This is a genomic window from Streptomyces sp. NBC_00237, assembly GCF_026342435.1.
Lineage (GTDB): Bacteria > Actinomycetota > Actinomycetes > Streptomycetales > Streptomycetaceae > Streptomyces.
In genome coordinates this window covers 1,882,689-1,897,888 of the sequence record NZ_JAPEMT010000002.1, presented here as the reverse complement: position 1 = coordinate 1,897,888, position 15,200 = coordinate 1,882,689, and the positions used below count along the sequence as shown (strand labels likewise).

General features: G+C 70.4%; 13 protein-coding genes and 1 pseudogene. 10 read left to right on the top strand and 4 right to left on the bottom strand.

Going from position 1 to position 15,200, the window contains the following annotated elements:
• Positions 1-176 precede the first annotated feature (176 nt).
• Both OG897_RS22160 and OG897_RS22155 read left to right on the top strand, forming a co-directional pair.
• Positions 177-1,997, top strand: coding sequence for a cellulose synthase catalytic subunit (locus OG897_RS22160; RefSeq protein WP_266658932.1), 1,821 nt, complete (start codon positions 177-179; stop codon positions 1,995-1,997).
• Position 1,998: 1 nt separating this feature from the next.
• The gene (locus tag OG897_RS22155) at positions 1,999-4,053 is read left to right on the top strand and encodes a kelch motif-containing protein (protein WP_266658931.1); all 2,055 of its coding nucleotides are present in this window, start codon (positions 1,999-2,001) and stop codon (positions 4,051-4,053) included.
• A gap of 7 nt (positions 4,054-4,060) precedes the next feature.
• Here OG897_RS22155 and OG897_RS22150 read toward each other — a convergent pair whose 3' ends face one another.
• Positions 4,061-5,092, bottom strand: coding sequence for a glycoside hydrolase family 6 protein (locus tag OG897_RS22150; protein ID WP_266658930.1), 1,032 nt, complete (start codon positions 5,090-5,092; stop codon positions 4,061-4,063).
• A 121-nt stretch (positions 5,093-5,213) separates the two neighbouring features.
• The gene (locus OG897_RS22145) at positions 5,214-6,215 is read right to left on the bottom strand and encodes a DUF5937 family protein (RefSeq protein ID WP_266658929.1); all 1,002 of its coding nucleotides are present in this window, start codon (positions 6,213-6,215) and stop codon (positions 5,214-5,216) included.
• A 378-nt stretch (positions 6,216-6,593) separates the two neighbouring features.
• Here OG897_RS22145 and OG897_RS22140 point away from each other — a divergent pair, with 378 nt between their 5' ends.
• From OG897_RS22140 to OG897_RS22115, 6 genes are all read left to right on the top strand, one after another.
• Positions 6,594-7,898: an MFS transporter gene (locus OG897_RS22140; RefSeq protein ID WP_266658928.1), complete on the top strand. Its 1,305-nt coding sequence runs from the start codon at positions 6,594-6,596 to the stop codon at positions 7,896-7,898.
• 10 nt (positions 7,899-7,908) lie between these two features.
• Positions 7,909-8,421, top strand: a complete 513-nt coding sequence (locus tag OG897_RS22135; RefSeq protein ID WP_266658927.1) for a MarR family winged helix-turn-helix transcriptional regulator — start codon at positions 7,909-7,911, stop codon at positions 8,419-8,421.
• A 279-nt stretch (positions 8,422-8,700) separates the two neighbouring features.
• The gene (locus tag OG897_RS22130) at positions 8,701-9,033 is read left to right on the top strand and encodes a DUF3817 domain-containing protein (protein WP_266658926.1); all 333 of its coding nucleotides are present in this window, start codon (positions 8,701-8,703) and stop codon (positions 9,031-9,033) included.
• Between the two features lie 81 nt (positions 9,034-9,114).
• Positions 9,115-10,815, top strand: coding sequence for a methylmalonyl-CoA mutase (locus OG897_RS22125; protein WP_266658925.1), 1,701 nt, complete (start codon positions 9,115-9,117; stop codon positions 10,813-10,815).
• A gap of 63 nt (positions 10,816-10,878) precedes the next feature.
• Positions 10,879-11,388 carry a MarR family winged helix-turn-helix transcriptional regulator gene (locus OG897_RS22120; RefSeq protein WP_266658924.1) on the top strand — a complete coding sequence of 170 codons (510 nt, stop codon included), beginning with the start codon at positions 10,879-10,881 and terminating at the stop codon, positions 11,386-11,388.
• A gap of 102 nt (positions 11,389-11,490) precedes the next feature.
• A complete protein-coding gene (locus OG897_RS22115; protein WP_266658923.1) occupies positions 11,491-13,041 on the top strand; it encodes a serine/threonine-protein kinase in 1,551 nt (516 codons plus the stop codon).
• Positions 13,042-13,044: 3 nt separating this feature from the next.
• Here OG897_RS22115 and OG897_RS22110 read toward each other — a convergent pair whose 3' ends face one another.
• A complete protein-coding gene (locus OG897_RS22110; RefSeq protein WP_266658922.1) occupies positions 13,045-13,350 on the bottom strand; it encodes an alpha/beta fold hydrolase in 306 nt (101 codons plus the stop codon).
• A gap of 19 nt (positions 13,351-13,369) precedes the next feature.
• Between OG897_RS22110 and OG897_RS22105 the strand changes: the two are divergent.
• Positions 13,370-13,600, top strand: a pseudogene (locus OG897_RS22105) (MarR family winged helix-turn-helix transcriptional regulator); the annotation flags it as partial.
• Here OG897_RS22105 and OG897_RS22100 read toward each other — a convergent pair.
• Entirely contained in the window at positions 13,593-14,078 is a 486-nt protein-coding gene (locus tag OG897_RS22100; protein ID WP_266658921.1) for an ATP-binding protein, read from the bottom strand. The pseudogene OG897_RS22105 and the gene OG897_RS22100 overlap by 8 nt on opposite strands.
• A 270-nt stretch (positions 14,079-14,348) precedes the next feature.
• On the opposite strand from OG897_RS22100, the gene OG897_RS22095 reads away from it, so the two are divergent.
• Positions 14,349-15,197 (top strand): helix-turn-helix transcriptional regulator, encoded by an 849-nt coding sequence (locus tag OG897_RS22095; protein ID WP_266658920.1) that lies wholly within the window; start codon positions 14,349-14,351, stop codon positions 15,195-15,197.
• Positions 15,198-15,200: the final 3 nt, after the last annotated feature.

Genomic DNA, 15,200 nt, shown 5'->3' with positions numbered 1-15,200 from the left:
CCCTTGGCGAATTCCAGGGGTCGGGGGCTTTCGCGCGCCCGGAGCGGGATCACGCCCCGGGGTAGCCCCTCGCCCCGGGGTAGCCCCTTCGGACCCCCCGAGTCGACACGAACTCATATCTGACGTTTCGTGGCTTTCGTGGGGTATGGGCCTCACGGGAACGGCTGGGAGGCAGTGTGTTGCCGGAGGGCTACGACTACGAGAAGCACAGCCGCCTCGCGGGGCCGCTCACGGACCCGGGCAGCGGCCCTTACACGGTCCAGTACACGAGCCTGCTCTCGAAGGAGACCCACCGAATACGAGCCGTCCTCCTCATGGTGCTCGCCCCGGTGCTCTCGGCCGTGCTGCTCGCCTATCTGGTCTGGCCCACGCACTGGACCGAGCGCGAGAACGCCGACCCCTGGCTGGTCCGTGCCGACTACACGATGCTCGTCGCCATCGCTCTGATCATGTTCTTCATGCTGATGAACGTGGTGTCCATCGCGCACGCCACGATGGTCGCCCGCGATCCGATTCCGGTGACGCCGCAGCAGGGGACGCGGGTCGCGTTCCTGACCACGTACGTCCCGGGCAAGGAGCCCCTGTCGATGGTCCGCGCCACCCTGGAGGGCGCGGTCAAGGTGCGGCACGACGGTCCGCTCGACGTGTGGCTGCTCGACGAAGGGGACGACCCGGCGGCGAAGGCGCTCTGCGAGGAGCTGGGCGTACGGCACTTCACCCGCAAGGGCGTTCCTGCCTGGAACCAGAAGAAGGGCGCGCACCGGGCGAAGACCAAGCACGGCAACTACAACGCCTGGCTGGCCATGCACGGGGGGAACTACGAGTACTTCGCGTCCGTGGACACGGATCACATTCCGCTGCCCAACTACCTGGAGCGGATGCTCGGTTACTTCCGCGACCCCGACATCGCCTTCGTCGTGGGGCCGCAGGTGTACGGCAACTACACCGCCCTCGTCACCAAGGCCGCCGAGTCGCAGCAGTACCTCTTCCACGCGCTCATCCAGCGGGCCGGGAACAGGTACCGCGCACCGATGTTCGTCGGGACCAACAACGTCGTGCGGATCAGTGCGCTGACGCAGATCGGCGGGCTGTACGACTCCATCACCGAGGACATGGCCACCGGTTTCGAGCTGCACCGCAGCAAGAATCCGCGCACCGGTCACTTCTGGCGTTCCGTGTACACGCCCGACGTGCTCGCGGTGGGGGAGGGCCCGGCCTCCTGGACGGACTTCTTCACGCAGCAGATGCGCTGGTCCAGGGGCACGTACGAGACCGTCTTCAAGCAGGTCTGGAAGGCACCTTTCCGCGTCCCGCCCGGCCGTCTCCTCAACTACGGCCTGATGCTCGTGTACTACCCCATGACGGCCGTCAACTGGCTGCTCGGCATCCTGAGTTGCGTGCTCTTCCTGTGGTTCGGGGCGTCCGGCACGCAGGTCTCCACGTCGGTGTGGCTGATGCTGTACAGCGATGCCGTGGCCCTTCAGATCTGCCTGTACCTGTGGAACCGGCGGCACAACGTCTCCCCGCACGAGCCCGAGGGCTCCGGAGGGCTGGCGGGCATGGCGATGTCCGCGATCTGCGCGCCGATCTACCTGAAGTCGCTCGGTGCGGCCCTGGTCGGGCGGCGCGGCACGTTCGTCGTCACCCCCAAGGGCGGCGAGGCCAGCCCCGACCGACTGCTCACCTTCCGCATCCACCTGTTCTGGGCGGCCGTGATCATCGCGTCGCTGTGGGCGTCCGCGCAGTACGGGCACACCCACGCGGCGATGCGCACCTGGGCCGTACTGGCGCTGATCATCTCGCTCGCCCCGGTGGCGCTGTGGGTCTGGAGCCGGTACGCCGAGCGGGGCGAGGCCGCCGGGCCCCGGCGGGCACACGTCGACGTGGGCCCCGAGCCCGCACTCGCCGCCGCACCTGCCGCCGCCACGGCCACCGCCAATCCGGCCACCGCCAACGCGACCGCAGCCACCGCCAACGCCGCCACCGGAGGGAAGTGACATGGCGCCCCGACCGCCCGAGGACCAGCCCGACCCGCAGCCCGAGAAGGCGACAGGTGCTCCTTCCGACGTGCCTTCCGGCGCTCCTTCCGGTGCGCCCAAGCCCCCCGGGAAGCCGCACAGGAAGCTCAAGAACTCCCTGCTCGGCGGCGGCGCGGTCATCCTGCTCGTCGGCCTCAACGCCCCCGCGGCGCTGGACTTCGCGCAGGAGAAGTACCACGCGTACAAGATCGCCCAGCCCGGCTACCTGGCCGAGCACGGCTCCTGGGCGATGCTCGACGTCCCCGTCGAGTACAAGCTCAACGCCATCCACGCCGCCCTGCTGCGCACCGGCAAGGTCCTGCTGATCGCCGGGTCGGGCAACGACCAGAAGAAGTTCGACTCCGGCACCTTCGAGACCGTGCTGTGGGACCCGAAGAAGAACACCTTCAAGAAGATCCCCACCCCCGAGGACTTCTTCTGCGCCGGGCACGCCCAACTCCCCGGCGGCCAGCTCCTGGTGGCCGGTGGCACCGCCCGCTACGAGGTCCTCGACGGCAAGGTCACCCGGGCCGGTGGCGGCATGCGCGTCAAGAACGAGTCGCCTGACCGGGAGGTCACCCTCAAGAAGGGGACGCGGTTCCGGTCGCCCTCGGGGGTCGAGTACGTCTCGAAGTTCGACGTGACCGTCCCCAGGGCCAAGCGTGACTTCAAGATCGGCTACTTCGCGACCGGCCAGATGAAGCCCTGGGAGACCAAGGTGACGGCGGCCGAGGCCCGCGTCTTCGTCGAGGCCGCGAAGGAGGGCGCGTCCGCGCTCACCACGCAGGCCGCGCAGTACGAGGTCGTCGGCCTGGAGGGTGAGGACGCCGACAACGTCTATGGCCTCGCCCAGAAGATCACCACCGAGAAGCAGGACTTCCAGGGCATCAAGGCGGCGTACGAATTCGACCCCAAGGCCGAGAAGTACGTGCCCGTGGCCCCGATGAAGGACGCCCGCTGGTACCCCACGCTGACCACCCTCGAAGACGGCCGGGTGCTCGCCGCGTCCGGGCTCAACGACGTCGGCGACGTCGTCCCCGGTGACAACGAGATCTACGACCCGGAGACGAAGAAATGGGGGAAGGGGCCCTTCCGGTACTTCCCCACCTACCCCGCCCTCTTCCTCACCAAGGGCGGCAAGCTCTTCTACTCCGGCTCCAACGCCGGCTACGGCCCCGCCGAGAAGGGCCGGGTGCCGGGCCTGTGGGACGTGGACACCAACACCTTCCGCACGGTCGGCGGCATGACCGACACCGACCAGCTGGAGACCTCGGCGTCCGTGCTGCTGCCGCCCGCGCAGGACCAGAAGGTGATGGTGCTCGGGGGCGGTGGCGTCGGCGAGTCCGAGAAGGCGACGACCCGCACCGCCATCGCCGACCTGAAGGCCGACAACCCGGCCTTCAAGACCGGCCCGCAGCTCGCCCAGGGCACCCGCTACCTCTCCTCCGTGCTGATGCCCGACGACACGGTCTTCACCAGCGGCGGCTCCAAGGACTACCGGGGCCGGGGCCAGAGCGACATCCTCGCGGCGCAGTTCTACGACCCCACGTCGAACGCCTTCCGCGACGCCGCCGAGCCGACGGTGGGCCGCAACTACCACTCCGAGGCGCTGCTCCTGCCCGACGGCCGCGTCGCCACCTTCGGCTCCGACCCGCTCTACGGCGACGAGGACAACACCAAGCTCGGCACCTTCGAGCAGCGCGTGGAGATCTTCACCCCGCCGTACCTGTACCAGGACAAGCCCCGCCCGGTCCTGGAGGGCGAGGTCGCGGCCTTCGGCGCGGACGACTCGGCGACGTACCGCACGAAGGACGGCGACCGGATCGTCAAGGCGCGGCTGATGCGGCCGAGTGCCGTCACCCACACCACCGACGTCGAACAGCGCTCGATCGCGCTGGGCCTGAAGAAGGAGAAGGGCGAGGTGACGGTGACCGTGCCGGACGACCGCACGCTGGTCCCGGCGGGCTGGTACATGCTCTTCGTCACGGACAAGGACGGCGTGCCGTCCGAGGCGAAGTGGATTCAGGTCACGTAGCCCTGCCTCAGCGGGACTTACGGGCCAGGCCGAGTGCGTAGTCGGGCCACCAGGTCCCCGCAGTGGGGCCGCCCCGGCACTCGCCGTCCGAGTCGCCGGGGCGCTTGACCCACAGGTAGGCGTCGAGGAGCGGGTCGCCGGTCCTGTCCGTGGGCGGTTTGCCGAGCGCCCGCCCGGACGGGTTGCACCAGGCGTCCGCGCGGGCCCCCGGGAGGGGGCCTTCGCCGTTGCGGCTGGAGTCGACGACGAAGTGCGTGCCGCCGAGGAGGGCGGACAGCTTCGCGCCGTACGCCTTGACCGCTTCGTCGCGCTGGAAGTTGGAGACGTTGAGGGAGAAGCCGTCGGCCTTGGCGATTCCGGCGCGCTTCAGGGGTTCGACGAGCTTGCCCGGGTCGGTGATCCAGGCCGGGTTCCCAGCGTCGACGTACACCTGCGTCTTCGGCTGCCGCTTCAGCCGGTCGACGGCCTGGGAGAGGAGCGTGCTGCGCTCGCCGTGGTGCACGCCGGGGGTGCAGCCGTCGACGATGTGCGGGACGGCGTCGGGCTCCAGGATCACGGTGGCGGGCGCGTTCCCGATCGCGGTGGCGAAGGCGTCGAGCCAGCCCCGGTACGCGTTCGAGTCGGCGGCGCCGCCCGCGCTGTGCTGGCCGCAGTCGCGGTGCGGGATGTTGTACGCGACGAGGACGACGCTCTTGCCCGCCTTGGCCGCGCCCCCGGTGACCCGCTGGACGTCGGGGACCGGGTTGTCGCCCGCGGGCCAGTTGGCGACGGGCCGCTCGGAGATCTTCCTGAGCTGGTTCGCGTCGTCGGTACGGCCCTGGGCCGTCCATTCTTCGACCTGGCGGGCGGCGCTGGAGTCGGGGTCGACCCAGAAGGGGGAGGTGTCGGAGGCGGGGCCTTCGGACCGCGCGGGGGCGCTGGATTCGGGGCCGGGGTCGTCGGGGGCGGAGCAGGCGGCGGCCGTGCAGATCACGGCGCTGGTCACAGCGCTCGCGAGCACGGTCGACGTACGCGTACGGAAGATCCTTCGGCCGGACATCCAGCCCCCTCGGGACGACTGCGGGCGGGTGGAACGGGACGCCCAATCGTGACATAACGCCTGGTTTGTGCGGGGTTGCGACCCGGGCCGGGTCCGGGGGTCACGAAGCCGGGTCCGGGGGTCACGAACCGGGGCCCGAGGCGAGCGCGATGCCGAGCGGCGTGCGTTCGTACAGGACCTGGTGTCCGTAGCGGTGCGACACCAGCAGGCCCGCGTCACGCAGTGCGGACAGGTGCTCCGACACGGACGAGGGGGCGAGGCCGAGGCGCAGGGCGAGCGCGGAGGTGGAGGCCGGCTCGGCCAGGGCGCACAGGACGCTGGCGCGGGTGCGGCCGAGGAGGCGGGCGAGGGCGGCGGGGGCGCCGGATCCGGGGCCGGTCTCCGAGGTCCACAGGCCGCCGATGCCCCGGGCGGGGTACGCGAGGGTAGGCTGCCAGGGCGCCTCGACCCCGGACACCAGGTCCGGCCAGCAGAACAGGCTGGGCATCAGCACCAGCCCCTGCCCGTCGAGCGGCCTGCGTTCTTCCCAGCCCGCCCGGGTGGTGAGGGTGAGCGTGGGCGGGGTCCAGGCCAGGCGAGGGTGCAGCTCGCTGAAGAGGGCCTCCAGGCCGCCCTGGGCCAGGCGGCGGGTGTGGAAGAGGAGGTCGGCTTCGAGGAGGGCGCGCAGGCGGGGCCAGTAGGGCTCGACGAGGCGGTGCCAGACGGCTTCGAGGAGGTCGGCCAAGTCCCGTACGGCAGCGGCCGGTTGGGCGAGCAGGGCCCGGCCGGTGGGGGAGTCCGTCGCGCCGGGGGTGCAGGTGAGGGCGAGGGCCAGCTGGGTGTGGGCGGTGCGGGGGTCGGAGGCGCGGAGGGCGGCGATCTCGTCGGAGAAGGGGGTGTCGGGGCCGAGGGGCGGGGGGCAGAGGAAGGTGGGGGTGTAACCGCGGTCCGGCATCAGGAGCCAGAGGGGGTGCAGGTCGAGCTGCTCGTACGCGCTGCGGATGGCGCGGAGCCAGGGGAGGTGGCGGCCCTGGCGGGCCGGGCGCTTGAGGGTACGGACGGCTTCCTGGGTTTCCCAGAGGGGGGAGAGGGCGAAGCGGATGCGGGTGAGGTCGGTGTCGGCGAAGTCGAGGTGGTAGGCCATGGGGCTCCCTTTCCTCTCGGGTTGGGTGGAGGGCTCTGGGTGCGGGTCGGTGGGGGGTGGGGGGGGCTGGGGTTACTGCCGGGGGCTTCGCCCCCGGACCCCCGGACCCGCCTTCGGCGGGTTGCGCAGTTCCCCGCGCCCCTAAATGCCTCCCCCCGAGCCCCCTCGTGCGGCGGGGGCCTTCGCCTCGCCTCCTTGGGCGGCGGGGCCGCCCCCCGGGGGCGGGACGGGCGGGCAAGGGGGCGGCCCCCCTCGCTCCGGGCCCACCCCGGAGCGCCCCGCCCCACCTCCGGGGCCCGTGCCTCCCCGAGTGGCCCTGACATTCGGGCTAGGCCGAAAGAGTAGCTCCGGGCGGGTGGCCCTGACACGCTCCGGGCCATGCCCGATGGCCCCTCAACTCCCGCACCAGCGAAGCGTATTGGCTACCTCGCCCTCTTCCGCGTACGCGAATTCCGGCCCCTCTTCCTCGCCCACCTCCTCTCCCTCCTCGGCGTCGCCGTCAGCGAGATCGCCCTCACCGTTCTCGTCTACGAACTCACCTCCTCCCCCTTCCTCTCCGCCCTCACCTTCGCCCTCGGCCTCCTCCCGTACCTCCTCGGCGGCACCCTTCTCTCCGGCATCGCCGACCGGTACCCCGCGCGCCGCGTCCTCGTCGTCTGCGACCTGATCTGTGCCGTCTGCGTCGCCGTCATGGTGTGGCCCGGCACGCCCGTCGCCGGGCTTCTCGCGCTGCGCTGTCTCGTCGCCGCCGTCGCGCCCGTGTTCGCGGGCACCCGCATGGCCACGCTCGCCGACATCCTCGGCGACGGGGACCTGTACATCCTGGGCCGTTCCCTCCTGCGGATCGTCTCGCAGAGCTCGGTCCTGATCGGGTTCGGCGCGGGCGGACTGCTGCTCGCCGTCGTGTCGCCGCGCGGGGCCATCGCCGTCACCGCGGGCACGTTCCTCTGCTCGGCGCTGCTGCTCCGCTTCGGTACGAGGAAGAGGCCCGCCCGCCTCACGTCGAAGGAGGGCGGCTCCTCGCTCCTGCGGGACTCCCTCGACGGGGCCCGGCTGGTCTTCCGCGACCGGCTGCTGCGCGCCCAGATGCTGCTGTTCTGGATGCCCGCCTTCTTCGTCGTCACCCCGGAGGCCCTGTCCGCCGCGTACGCGGACCGGATCGGTGCGAGCGCGGCGGCCCTCGGGCTGATCATGTGCGGGATGCCGGTCGGGCACATCGCGGCCGAGCTGTACGCGGGCTCCGCGCTCTCCCCGCGCGCCCGCTCCCGGCTGGTGTTCCCGGCCGTCTCGCTCGGGCTCGTCCCCCTCGTCGCGTACCTCGCCGTGCCCGGGATGGCCTGGACCGTCGTCCTCCAGGTCCTCGTCGGGATGAGCGGGGCGTACATCATCGGGCTCGACCAGTGGTTCGTCGAGGCGCTGCCCGAGGAGCTGCGCGGCCGGGCCACGACGCTCCAGACCGCCGGGCTGATGACCGTACAGGGGCTGGGGATGGCGCTGGCCGGGCTGGCGGCCGAATTCGTACCCGTCCAGCTGGTGGTGGCAGGGGCCGGAGCGATCGGCACCCTCTGCACGCTTCTGCTCGTCGGCGAGCTCCGCAGGGCGACGGTGCGGCGGAACACCGGACCCGAACGTACGAGGACCGAACCGCGAGACAAAGCTGACCAGCATATGACTGACCGGTAGGGTCGGGGTTGTGCCGAAGCCGCTCAGCCTCCCCTTCGATCCCATCTCCCGCGCCGACGAACTCTGGCAGCAGCGCTGGGGACCCGTGCCGTCGATGGCCGCGATCACCTCGATCATGCGCGCCCAGCAGATCCTCCTGGCGGAGGTGGACTCGGTCGTCAAGCCGTACGGGCTGACCTTCGCCCGCTACGAGGCGCTGGTCCTGCTGACCTTCTCCAAGGCGGGCGAACTGCCGATGTCGAAGATCGGCGAGCGGCTCATGGTCCACCCGACCTCGGTCACGAACACCGTCGACCGCCTGGTCAGGTCCGGCCTCGTCGACAAGCGCCCCAACCCCAACGACGGCCGGGGCACGCTCGCCTCCATCACGGACAAGGGCCGCGAGGTCGTGGAGTCGGCGACGCGGGACCTGATGGCGATGGAGTTCGGGCTCGGGGTGTACGACGCGGAGGAGTGCGCGGAGATCTTCGCGATGCTGCGCCCTCTGCGGGTGTCGGCCAAGGACTTCGACGAGGAAGGCTGACCCCTGCGGGGAGGCATTGAGGGGCGCGGGGCTGTATCGACTTGCGGCTCCGCCGCGCGGGCGCGACCAGCCACGACGCACCCGCACGTACAAGCCGGCCGCGCGGCGAGCGCCTTCGGGAAGGGGCGGGGCGGGGAGCCTGCCCCGCGCAGCGGCCCGAACCCCAGCCGCCACCTGCCCCGCGCAGCGGACGGCCCGAACCCCAGCCGCCCACCCACCCGCACGGGAGCCCCCGCCCCAGCCGAAGATCACCCCGGCCGTCCCGTTACGCTCGATGTCATGAAACAGAGCGTGCTGACCCGATACCGGGTAATGGCCTACGTCACCGCCGTGTGGCTCCTCGTCTTCACCGGAGCCATCGTTCTGAAGTACGCCTTCGAGATCGGCGACACCATGCTGATCTCCCAGATCCACGGTGTGCTCTTCATCATCTACGTGATCTTCGCCTTCGACCTCGGCACCAAGGCGAAGTGGCCCTTCGGCAAGCTCCTCTGGGTCCTCGCCGCCGGCTGCATCCCCGTGGCCTCCTTCTTCGTCGAGCCGAAGGTCACCCGCGAGGCCAAGCTGCTGGTCAAGGAGCAGGGCCCGGTCACCAGCCCCAGCAAGGCGTAACCCCACCGCCGTACGGACATCCGAATCCGTACGGCGGTAGTCCATCGACATTTACTAGGACGTCCTAGTAAATTGGAGTGCATGGACGCCGAAGCGATCGAAGAGGGCCGCCAGCGATGGCAGGCCCGGTACGACAAGGCACGCAAGCGCGACGCCGACTTCAGCACGCTCTCCGGGGACGAGGTCGAGCCCGTCTACGGCCCCCGCCCCGGCGACACGTACGAAGGCTTCGAGCGCATCGGCTGGCCGGGCGAGTACCCCTTCACCCGGGGTCTGCACGCCACCGGCTACCGGGGCAGGACCTGGACCATCCGCCAGTTCGCGGGCTTCGGCAACGCCGAGCAGACCAACGAGCGCTACAAGATGATCCTCGCGGCGGGCGGCGGCGGACTGAGCGTCGCCTTCGACATGCCCACCCTCATGGGCCGCGACTCCGACGACCCCCGCGCCCTCGGCGAGGTCGGCCACTGTGGCGTGGCCATCGACTCGGCCGCCGACATGGAGATCCTCTTCAGGGACATCCCGCTGGGTGACGTCACGACGTCGATGACGATCAGCGGCCCGGCCGTCCCCGCCTTCTGCATGTACCTGGTCGCCGCCGAGCGTCAGGGCGTCGACCCCGCCGTCCTCAACGGCACGCTCCAGACGGACATCTTCAAGGAGTACATCGCCCAGAAGGAGTGGCTCTTCCAGCCCGAGCCGCACCTCCGCCTCATCGGCGACCTCATGGAGCACTGCGCCGCCGGAATCCCCGCCTACAAGCCCCTCTCCGTCTCCGGCTACCACATCCGCGAGGCGGGCGCGACGGCCGCACAGGAGCTGGCGTACACGCTCGCCGACGGATTCGGTTACGTGGAGCTGGGGTTGAGCCGTGGCCTGGAGGTCGACCACTTCGCCTCCGGCCTCTCCTTCTTCTTCGACGCGCACCTCGACTTCTTCGAGGAGATCGCCAAGTTCCGTGCCGCGCGCAGGATCTGGGCCCGCTGGATGAAGGAGGTGTACGGGGCGAAGAGCGACAAGGCGCAGTGGCTCCGCTTCCACACCCAGACGGCGGGTGTCTCCCTGACCGCCCAGCAGCCGTACAACAACGTCGTCCGCACGGCCGTCGAGGCCCTGTCCGCCGTCCTCGGCGGCACCAACTCCCTCCACACCAACGCCCTCGACGAGACCCTCGCGCTCCCGAGCGAGCAGGCGGCGGAGATCGCCCTGCGCACCCAGCAGGTGCTGATGGAGGAGACCGGCGTCGCCAACGTCGCCGACCCGCTGGGCGGCTCCTGGTACGTCGAGCAGCTCACGGACCGCATCGAGGCCGACGCGGAGAAGATCTTCGAGCAGATCAAGGAGCGCGGGCTGCGCGCCCACCCGGACGGGCAGCACCCGATCGGGCCGATCACCTCGGGCATCCTGCGCGGCATCGAGGACGGCTGGTTCACCGGCGAGATCGCCGAGTCGGCCTTCCAGTACCAGCGCTCGCTGGAGAAGGGCGACAAGAAGGTCGTCGGTGTGAACACCGCCCACGGCTCGGTGACCGGAGACCTCGAAATCCTGCGCGTCAGCCACGAGGTGGAGACCGAGCAGGTGCGGGCCCTCGCCGACCGCAAGGCGCACCGCGACGACGCGAAGGTCCGCTCCTCGCTGGACGCGATGCTGGCCGCCGCCCGCGACGGGTCCAACATGATCGAGCCGATGCTCGCCGCCGTACGGGCGGAGGCGACGCTCGGGGAGATCTGCGGGGTGCTGCGGGACGAGTGGGGCGTGTACGTCGAACCCCCGGGCTTCTAGGGCCTGTTGTCGGTGTGGATCACGCTTGACCTCAACCTCTCTTGAGGTTCTAGCGTGATCCGCATGACGACCACGACGACCACCACGAGCACCGCCCGGGTCCCCGCCACCCCTCAGCACACGGCCAACCCCCAGGCCGCCGACGCCGACCTCGCCTCGCAGCCCGTCGCGTACTGGACGGGGGTGGCGAGCCACGCCGTCAAGAACCTGCTGCGCGACTCGATGGCGCGGTACGACGTGACGCAGCCGCAGTGGTGGGTGCTCAACCGCGTCGACGCCACGCCCACGCGCGCCGAGGTGATCGCCGTCCTCGCGGACGTCGCCGAGACCCGGTACGACGTCCCCCGCGTCATCGACCAGCTCCTGCACCGGGGCTGGCTCGCCGCCGACGCCGACGACCGCCTGTCGCTCACGGAATCGGGCCGCGCGGGCCGGGCGGAGATCAAGCAACTGGTCACGGGCCTGCGCGCCCAGGTCCACGAGGGCGTCACGGACGAGGAGTACGTGGCCGCCCTGAAGGTACTCCGCCGCATGACCGCCAACGCGAGGCAGAGCACGCAGCCCTGGCAGTAGGCGGCAGGGAGGCCGCCCCCGACCTGACGGCCCGTCGCCCTCCTCCTGAGGGAGTCGGCCATACTGGTGCGCGGCATTCCAACGGGGGGCGTGGGGCGAGACATGAGCGAAGTGAATCTGCCGTCTTACGTGGGCAGTTACGCGGTCGAGCGCGAACTGGGCGCGGGCGGCATGGGGACCGTGTACCTGGCGCGTTCCCGGGGCGGGCGCACCGTCGCCGTGAAGGTGGCCCGCCCCGAACTGGCCGCCGATCCGCACTTCCGGGAAAGGTTCCGCGCGGAGGTCGAAGCGGCCCGCAAGGTCGGCGGCTTCCATACGGCGCAGGTCGTCGACGCCGACCCCGAAGCGGCGGCGCCCTGGCTGGCGACCGCCTACATAGCCGGGCCGACCCTGTCGGGGCTGCTCGCCGCCCAGGGGCCGATGGGAGAGGCGGACCTGCGTCTGCTGGGTGCCGCGCTCGCCGAAGCGCTGCAAGCCATCCACGGCTGTGGCCTCGTCCACCGTGACCTCAAGCCGGGCAACATCATCATGGCTGACGACGGGCCGAGGGTGCTCGACTTCGGCATCGCCCGCGCCCTGGAGTCGAGCAGGCTCACCTCCACCGGTGCGGCCTTCGGCACCCCCGGCTTCCTGGCCCCCGAGCAGGCCCAGGGGCTCGAAGTCGACGCGGCTGCTGATGTGTTCGCGTTGGGCGCGGTGCTGGTGGCGGCGGCGGGCGGCAGCGCGTTCGGGGGCGGCACCCCGATGGGGCTGATGTACCGGGCGGTCCACGAGGAGCCGGACCTCTCCGCGCTGCCCCCGCGCATACGACCCACGATCGCCACGTGCCTGGCCAAGAACCCGGCACAACGCCCCACCCCACAAGCCCTGTTGGACCACTTCGCGCCCAGCATCGCTCCGCAGCCGACGGCGGTGGTGCACTCGCTGACCCTGCCGAACGCGGCCGTGCCCCCGACGCCGCCACCCGGGGCGGCGACCTCGCCGGTCGACGGCGGTGTCGCCGGTGCCCTGACCGTCGCCGCCGCACCGCACGCCCGCCCTGGCCCCCCGGCCCCGACCGCACCGGAGCCGGAGCGCCAGCGCCCGGGGCTGCGCATCGCCAAGATCGCCGCAGTCGTGATCGCGGTCGGCGGCGCGGGCTACGGAGCGTACGAGCTCTCCGACGCTTCCTTTCCCGAGGCCACGCACGAACTCACGGCACCCGTAAGCCTGTTGGGCGGCGTCTACGAGCACGACGGCACCTCGCCCCTCACCCCGAACGACCAGCCGAACACGTTGACCGAGAGGAACGTGAAGCACTTCTCGGTCCAGTACAAAGGCACCGCGAAGGCCCCGACGTTCGAGACCGTCCACCTCTACGGCTCGACCGGCCTGTTCAAGTCCGCTTCGCCGGACAGCCTGATCGACGCCATGACCGTCACGGGCAGCGAAGTCGTCCAGGCCGGACTCAGCACGATCCGGGTCCCGGGCTCGGACGTGGACATCCGCTGCGTGACGGTGGACGGTTCGACCGTATGCGGCTGGGGCGACGCCAATACGGAGGTCGCGATCGAGTTCACTCCCAGTGCCCCGCTGGACCTGGCGGCGGCGGAGACCAGCAAGATACGCGACGACATCCGCAAGCCGATCAGACAAGGGACCGGCAAGCCGTGACGGTCAGAGCGCGGTCAGGAACTCCCGCACGTACGCGTTGAAGACGTCCGGCCGCTCCATGCTCGGGTAGTGCGCGGTGTCCTCGACGCGTACGAGGCGGCCGTGCGGGACGGTGCGTACCAGGCGCTCCGCCATCCGGTGGTTGTCGTCGGAGTCGACGCCGCCGACGATCGCCAGCACGGGTGCGTCGATCTTGGTGGCGCGCGCCCAGGTGTCGGTGACCGGGACGACGTAGTGGTGCGGGGCGACCCCGGAGTGCTCGTGCTTGGCGATGGTGTGCGACGCCAGGTCGCGGAGCAGGCGCAGCACGTCGGGGTCGACCTCGTCGAACGATGCGGGTGGGCGGGGCTGGGTGGAGGCCGTGCCGAATCCCGCGCATCAGCGGTCGTCCCTGATCCAGCTCACGGAGGAGGGGCGTGCGGTGATCGACGCCGTCACCGCTCGTGAGCGTGCGCTGTTGCGTCAGGTGGGCGGGGGCTTGGCGGAGGCGGAGGTCGCGGCGTGTGTGCGGGTGCTGGGGCGGATGGTGGCGCTCTTCGACGACGTCGACGTCAACTGAGGGTGCTCAGTGCGGGGTTCGTGATCGGTGCGGCGAGTTCGCACCACACCCCCTTACCCTCCCGCCCATTGATTCCGAGGGGCGCGCCGGGCTCCGTGCCCCATCTTCCATCGGTGAGGACTTCGAGGAGCCAGAGCCCGCGCCCGTTCTCGCCGTCCTCGTCCATGTCGGTGAGGGTGGGTTTGGCGGGGCTGCCGTCGTACACGGTGAGGCGGATGTGGGTGTGCTCGACGGCGAGCCAGAGGAGGTTGCCGATGCCCTGGGCGTGGACGACCGCGTTGGTGACGAGCTCGGACGTGCACATGGTGGCGGCGTCGATCAGGTCGTCCAGTTCGAGGGAGTGCAGCACCGAGGCGACGAACTCACGGGCTATGCGGGGGGAGGTGGGGAGGGGTGGGCAGAACAGGGTGTACGAGTGGGGTACGCCGAGGCCGTTGGGGGGCCAGATGAGGTGGGTGGTGTCCGGTTGCTCTGGCATGAGCATGGCTCATCAACTCCTGTCAAGCGACGTGGTGTTGATCCCGATCGGTGGCAATGCCCGCATGCGTGTGGTGCGGGTGCACTTCCAACTGGGTTTAAGTGGCGCGGTGTTGAGGTGCCAGAGCGCCTGACCGACGTTTCTGGCAGTACGTCGAACGTAGTGGACAGCGTTGCTACGTAGCAATGCTGTCCGGCTAGGTTCCCTCTTTCGGGTCAGGCCGTGGCAGGGTGACCTGGGCAGGTGTAGCTGCGAGGAAAGGGGCGACTCATGCCGCCGAGGAGCAACCCAACGGCACGCCAGGAACGACTGGGCTCGGAGCTGCGCAAGCTGCGTGAGGCGGCGGGCGTGACGGCCCGTGAAGCGGCTGCGTTGCTGGGGTCCGGTGCGACGCAGGTGAGCCATCTCGAAGCAGGGCGCTTCGGGGTTAGCGAGGAGCGGATTCGGCGGCTGGCCGCGCATTACGCCTGTGGCGACCGGGCGTTCGTGGACGAGCTGGTGGAAATGGCGAACGAGCGCGGCCAGGGATGGTGGGAGGAGTACCGGGGTGTGCTTGCCCCGCGCTCACTCGACCTGGCTGAACTAGAGCACCACGCTAGGTATTTGCGTCAGGTGGAGGTCATGCACATCCCTGGCCTGCTCCAGCTAGAGAGCTACATGCGAGCCATCTTCGGCTACTCGGTTCCGGAGCTTCCCGCCAGCGAGCTCGAACCGCGCCTCGCGTACCGGCTTCGGCGGCAGGAGGTGCTCGCAGGCGCGGCGGTTCCGTACGAAGCCGTCATTCACGAAGCGGCCCTCCGCATCAAGGTCGGCAGCGCCAAGGTAGGTCGTGCTCAACTCGAACGCCTGCTGAACGTCTCGGAGTTGGGCAACGTCACGGTAAGGGTTATCCCCTTCGACGTGGAGGGGTTCGCCGGTTCCGGGTACGCCATGCTGTATGCGGGGGGTCCGGTGCCCGAGCTGGACACCGTGCAACTGGATACGGCCCACGGAAGCCTCTTCCTCGACGCCGCTCCCCAACTCCGGAAGTACCGTTCCCTGTACGAGAAGATCGTCAGCGCGGCCCTTCCCGCAGCCAAGTCCCGAGATTTCATCCACCGCATCGCGCAAGAAATGTGAAAG

Coding starts and splice junctions, on each gene's coding strand:
- OG897_RS22155 (WP_266658931.1), top strand. CDS start 1,999: ATGGCGCCCCGACCGCCCGAGGACCAGCCCGACCCGCAGCCCGAGAAG.
- OG897_RS22150 (WP_266658930.1), bottom strand. CDS start 5,092: ATGTCCGGCCGAAGGATCTTCCGTACGCGTACGTCGACCGTGCTCGCG.
- OG897_RS22145 (WP_266658929.1), bottom strand. CDS start 6,215: ATGGCCTACCACCTCGACTTCGCCGACACCGACCTCACCCGCATCCGC.
- OG897_RS22140 (WP_266658928.1), top strand. CDS start 6,594: ATGCCCGATGGCCCCTCAACTCCCGCACCAGCGAAGCGTATTGGCTAC.
- OG897_RS22130 (WP_266658926.1), top strand. CDS start 8,701: ATGAAACAGAGCGTGCTGACCCGATACCGGGTAATGGCCTACGTCACC.
- OG897_RS22125 (WP_266658925.1), top strand. CDS start 9,115: ATGGACGCCGAAGCGATCGAAGAGGGCCGCCAGCGATGGCAGGCCCGG.
- OG897_RS22120 (WP_266658924.1), top strand. CDS start 10,879: ATGACGACCACGACGACCACCACGAGCACCGCCCGGGTCCCCGCCACC.
- OG897_RS22115 (WP_266658923.1), top strand. CDS start 11,491: ATGAGCGAAGTGAATCTGCCGTCTTACGTGGGCAGTTACGCGGTCGAG.
- OG897_RS22100 (WP_266658921.1), bottom strand. CDS start 14,078: ATGCCAGAGCAACCGGACACCACCCACCTCATCTGGCCCCCCAACGGC.
- OG897_RS22095 (WP_266658920.1), top strand. CDS start 14,349: ATGCCGCCGAGGAGCAACCCAACGGCACGCCAGGAACGACTGGGCTCG.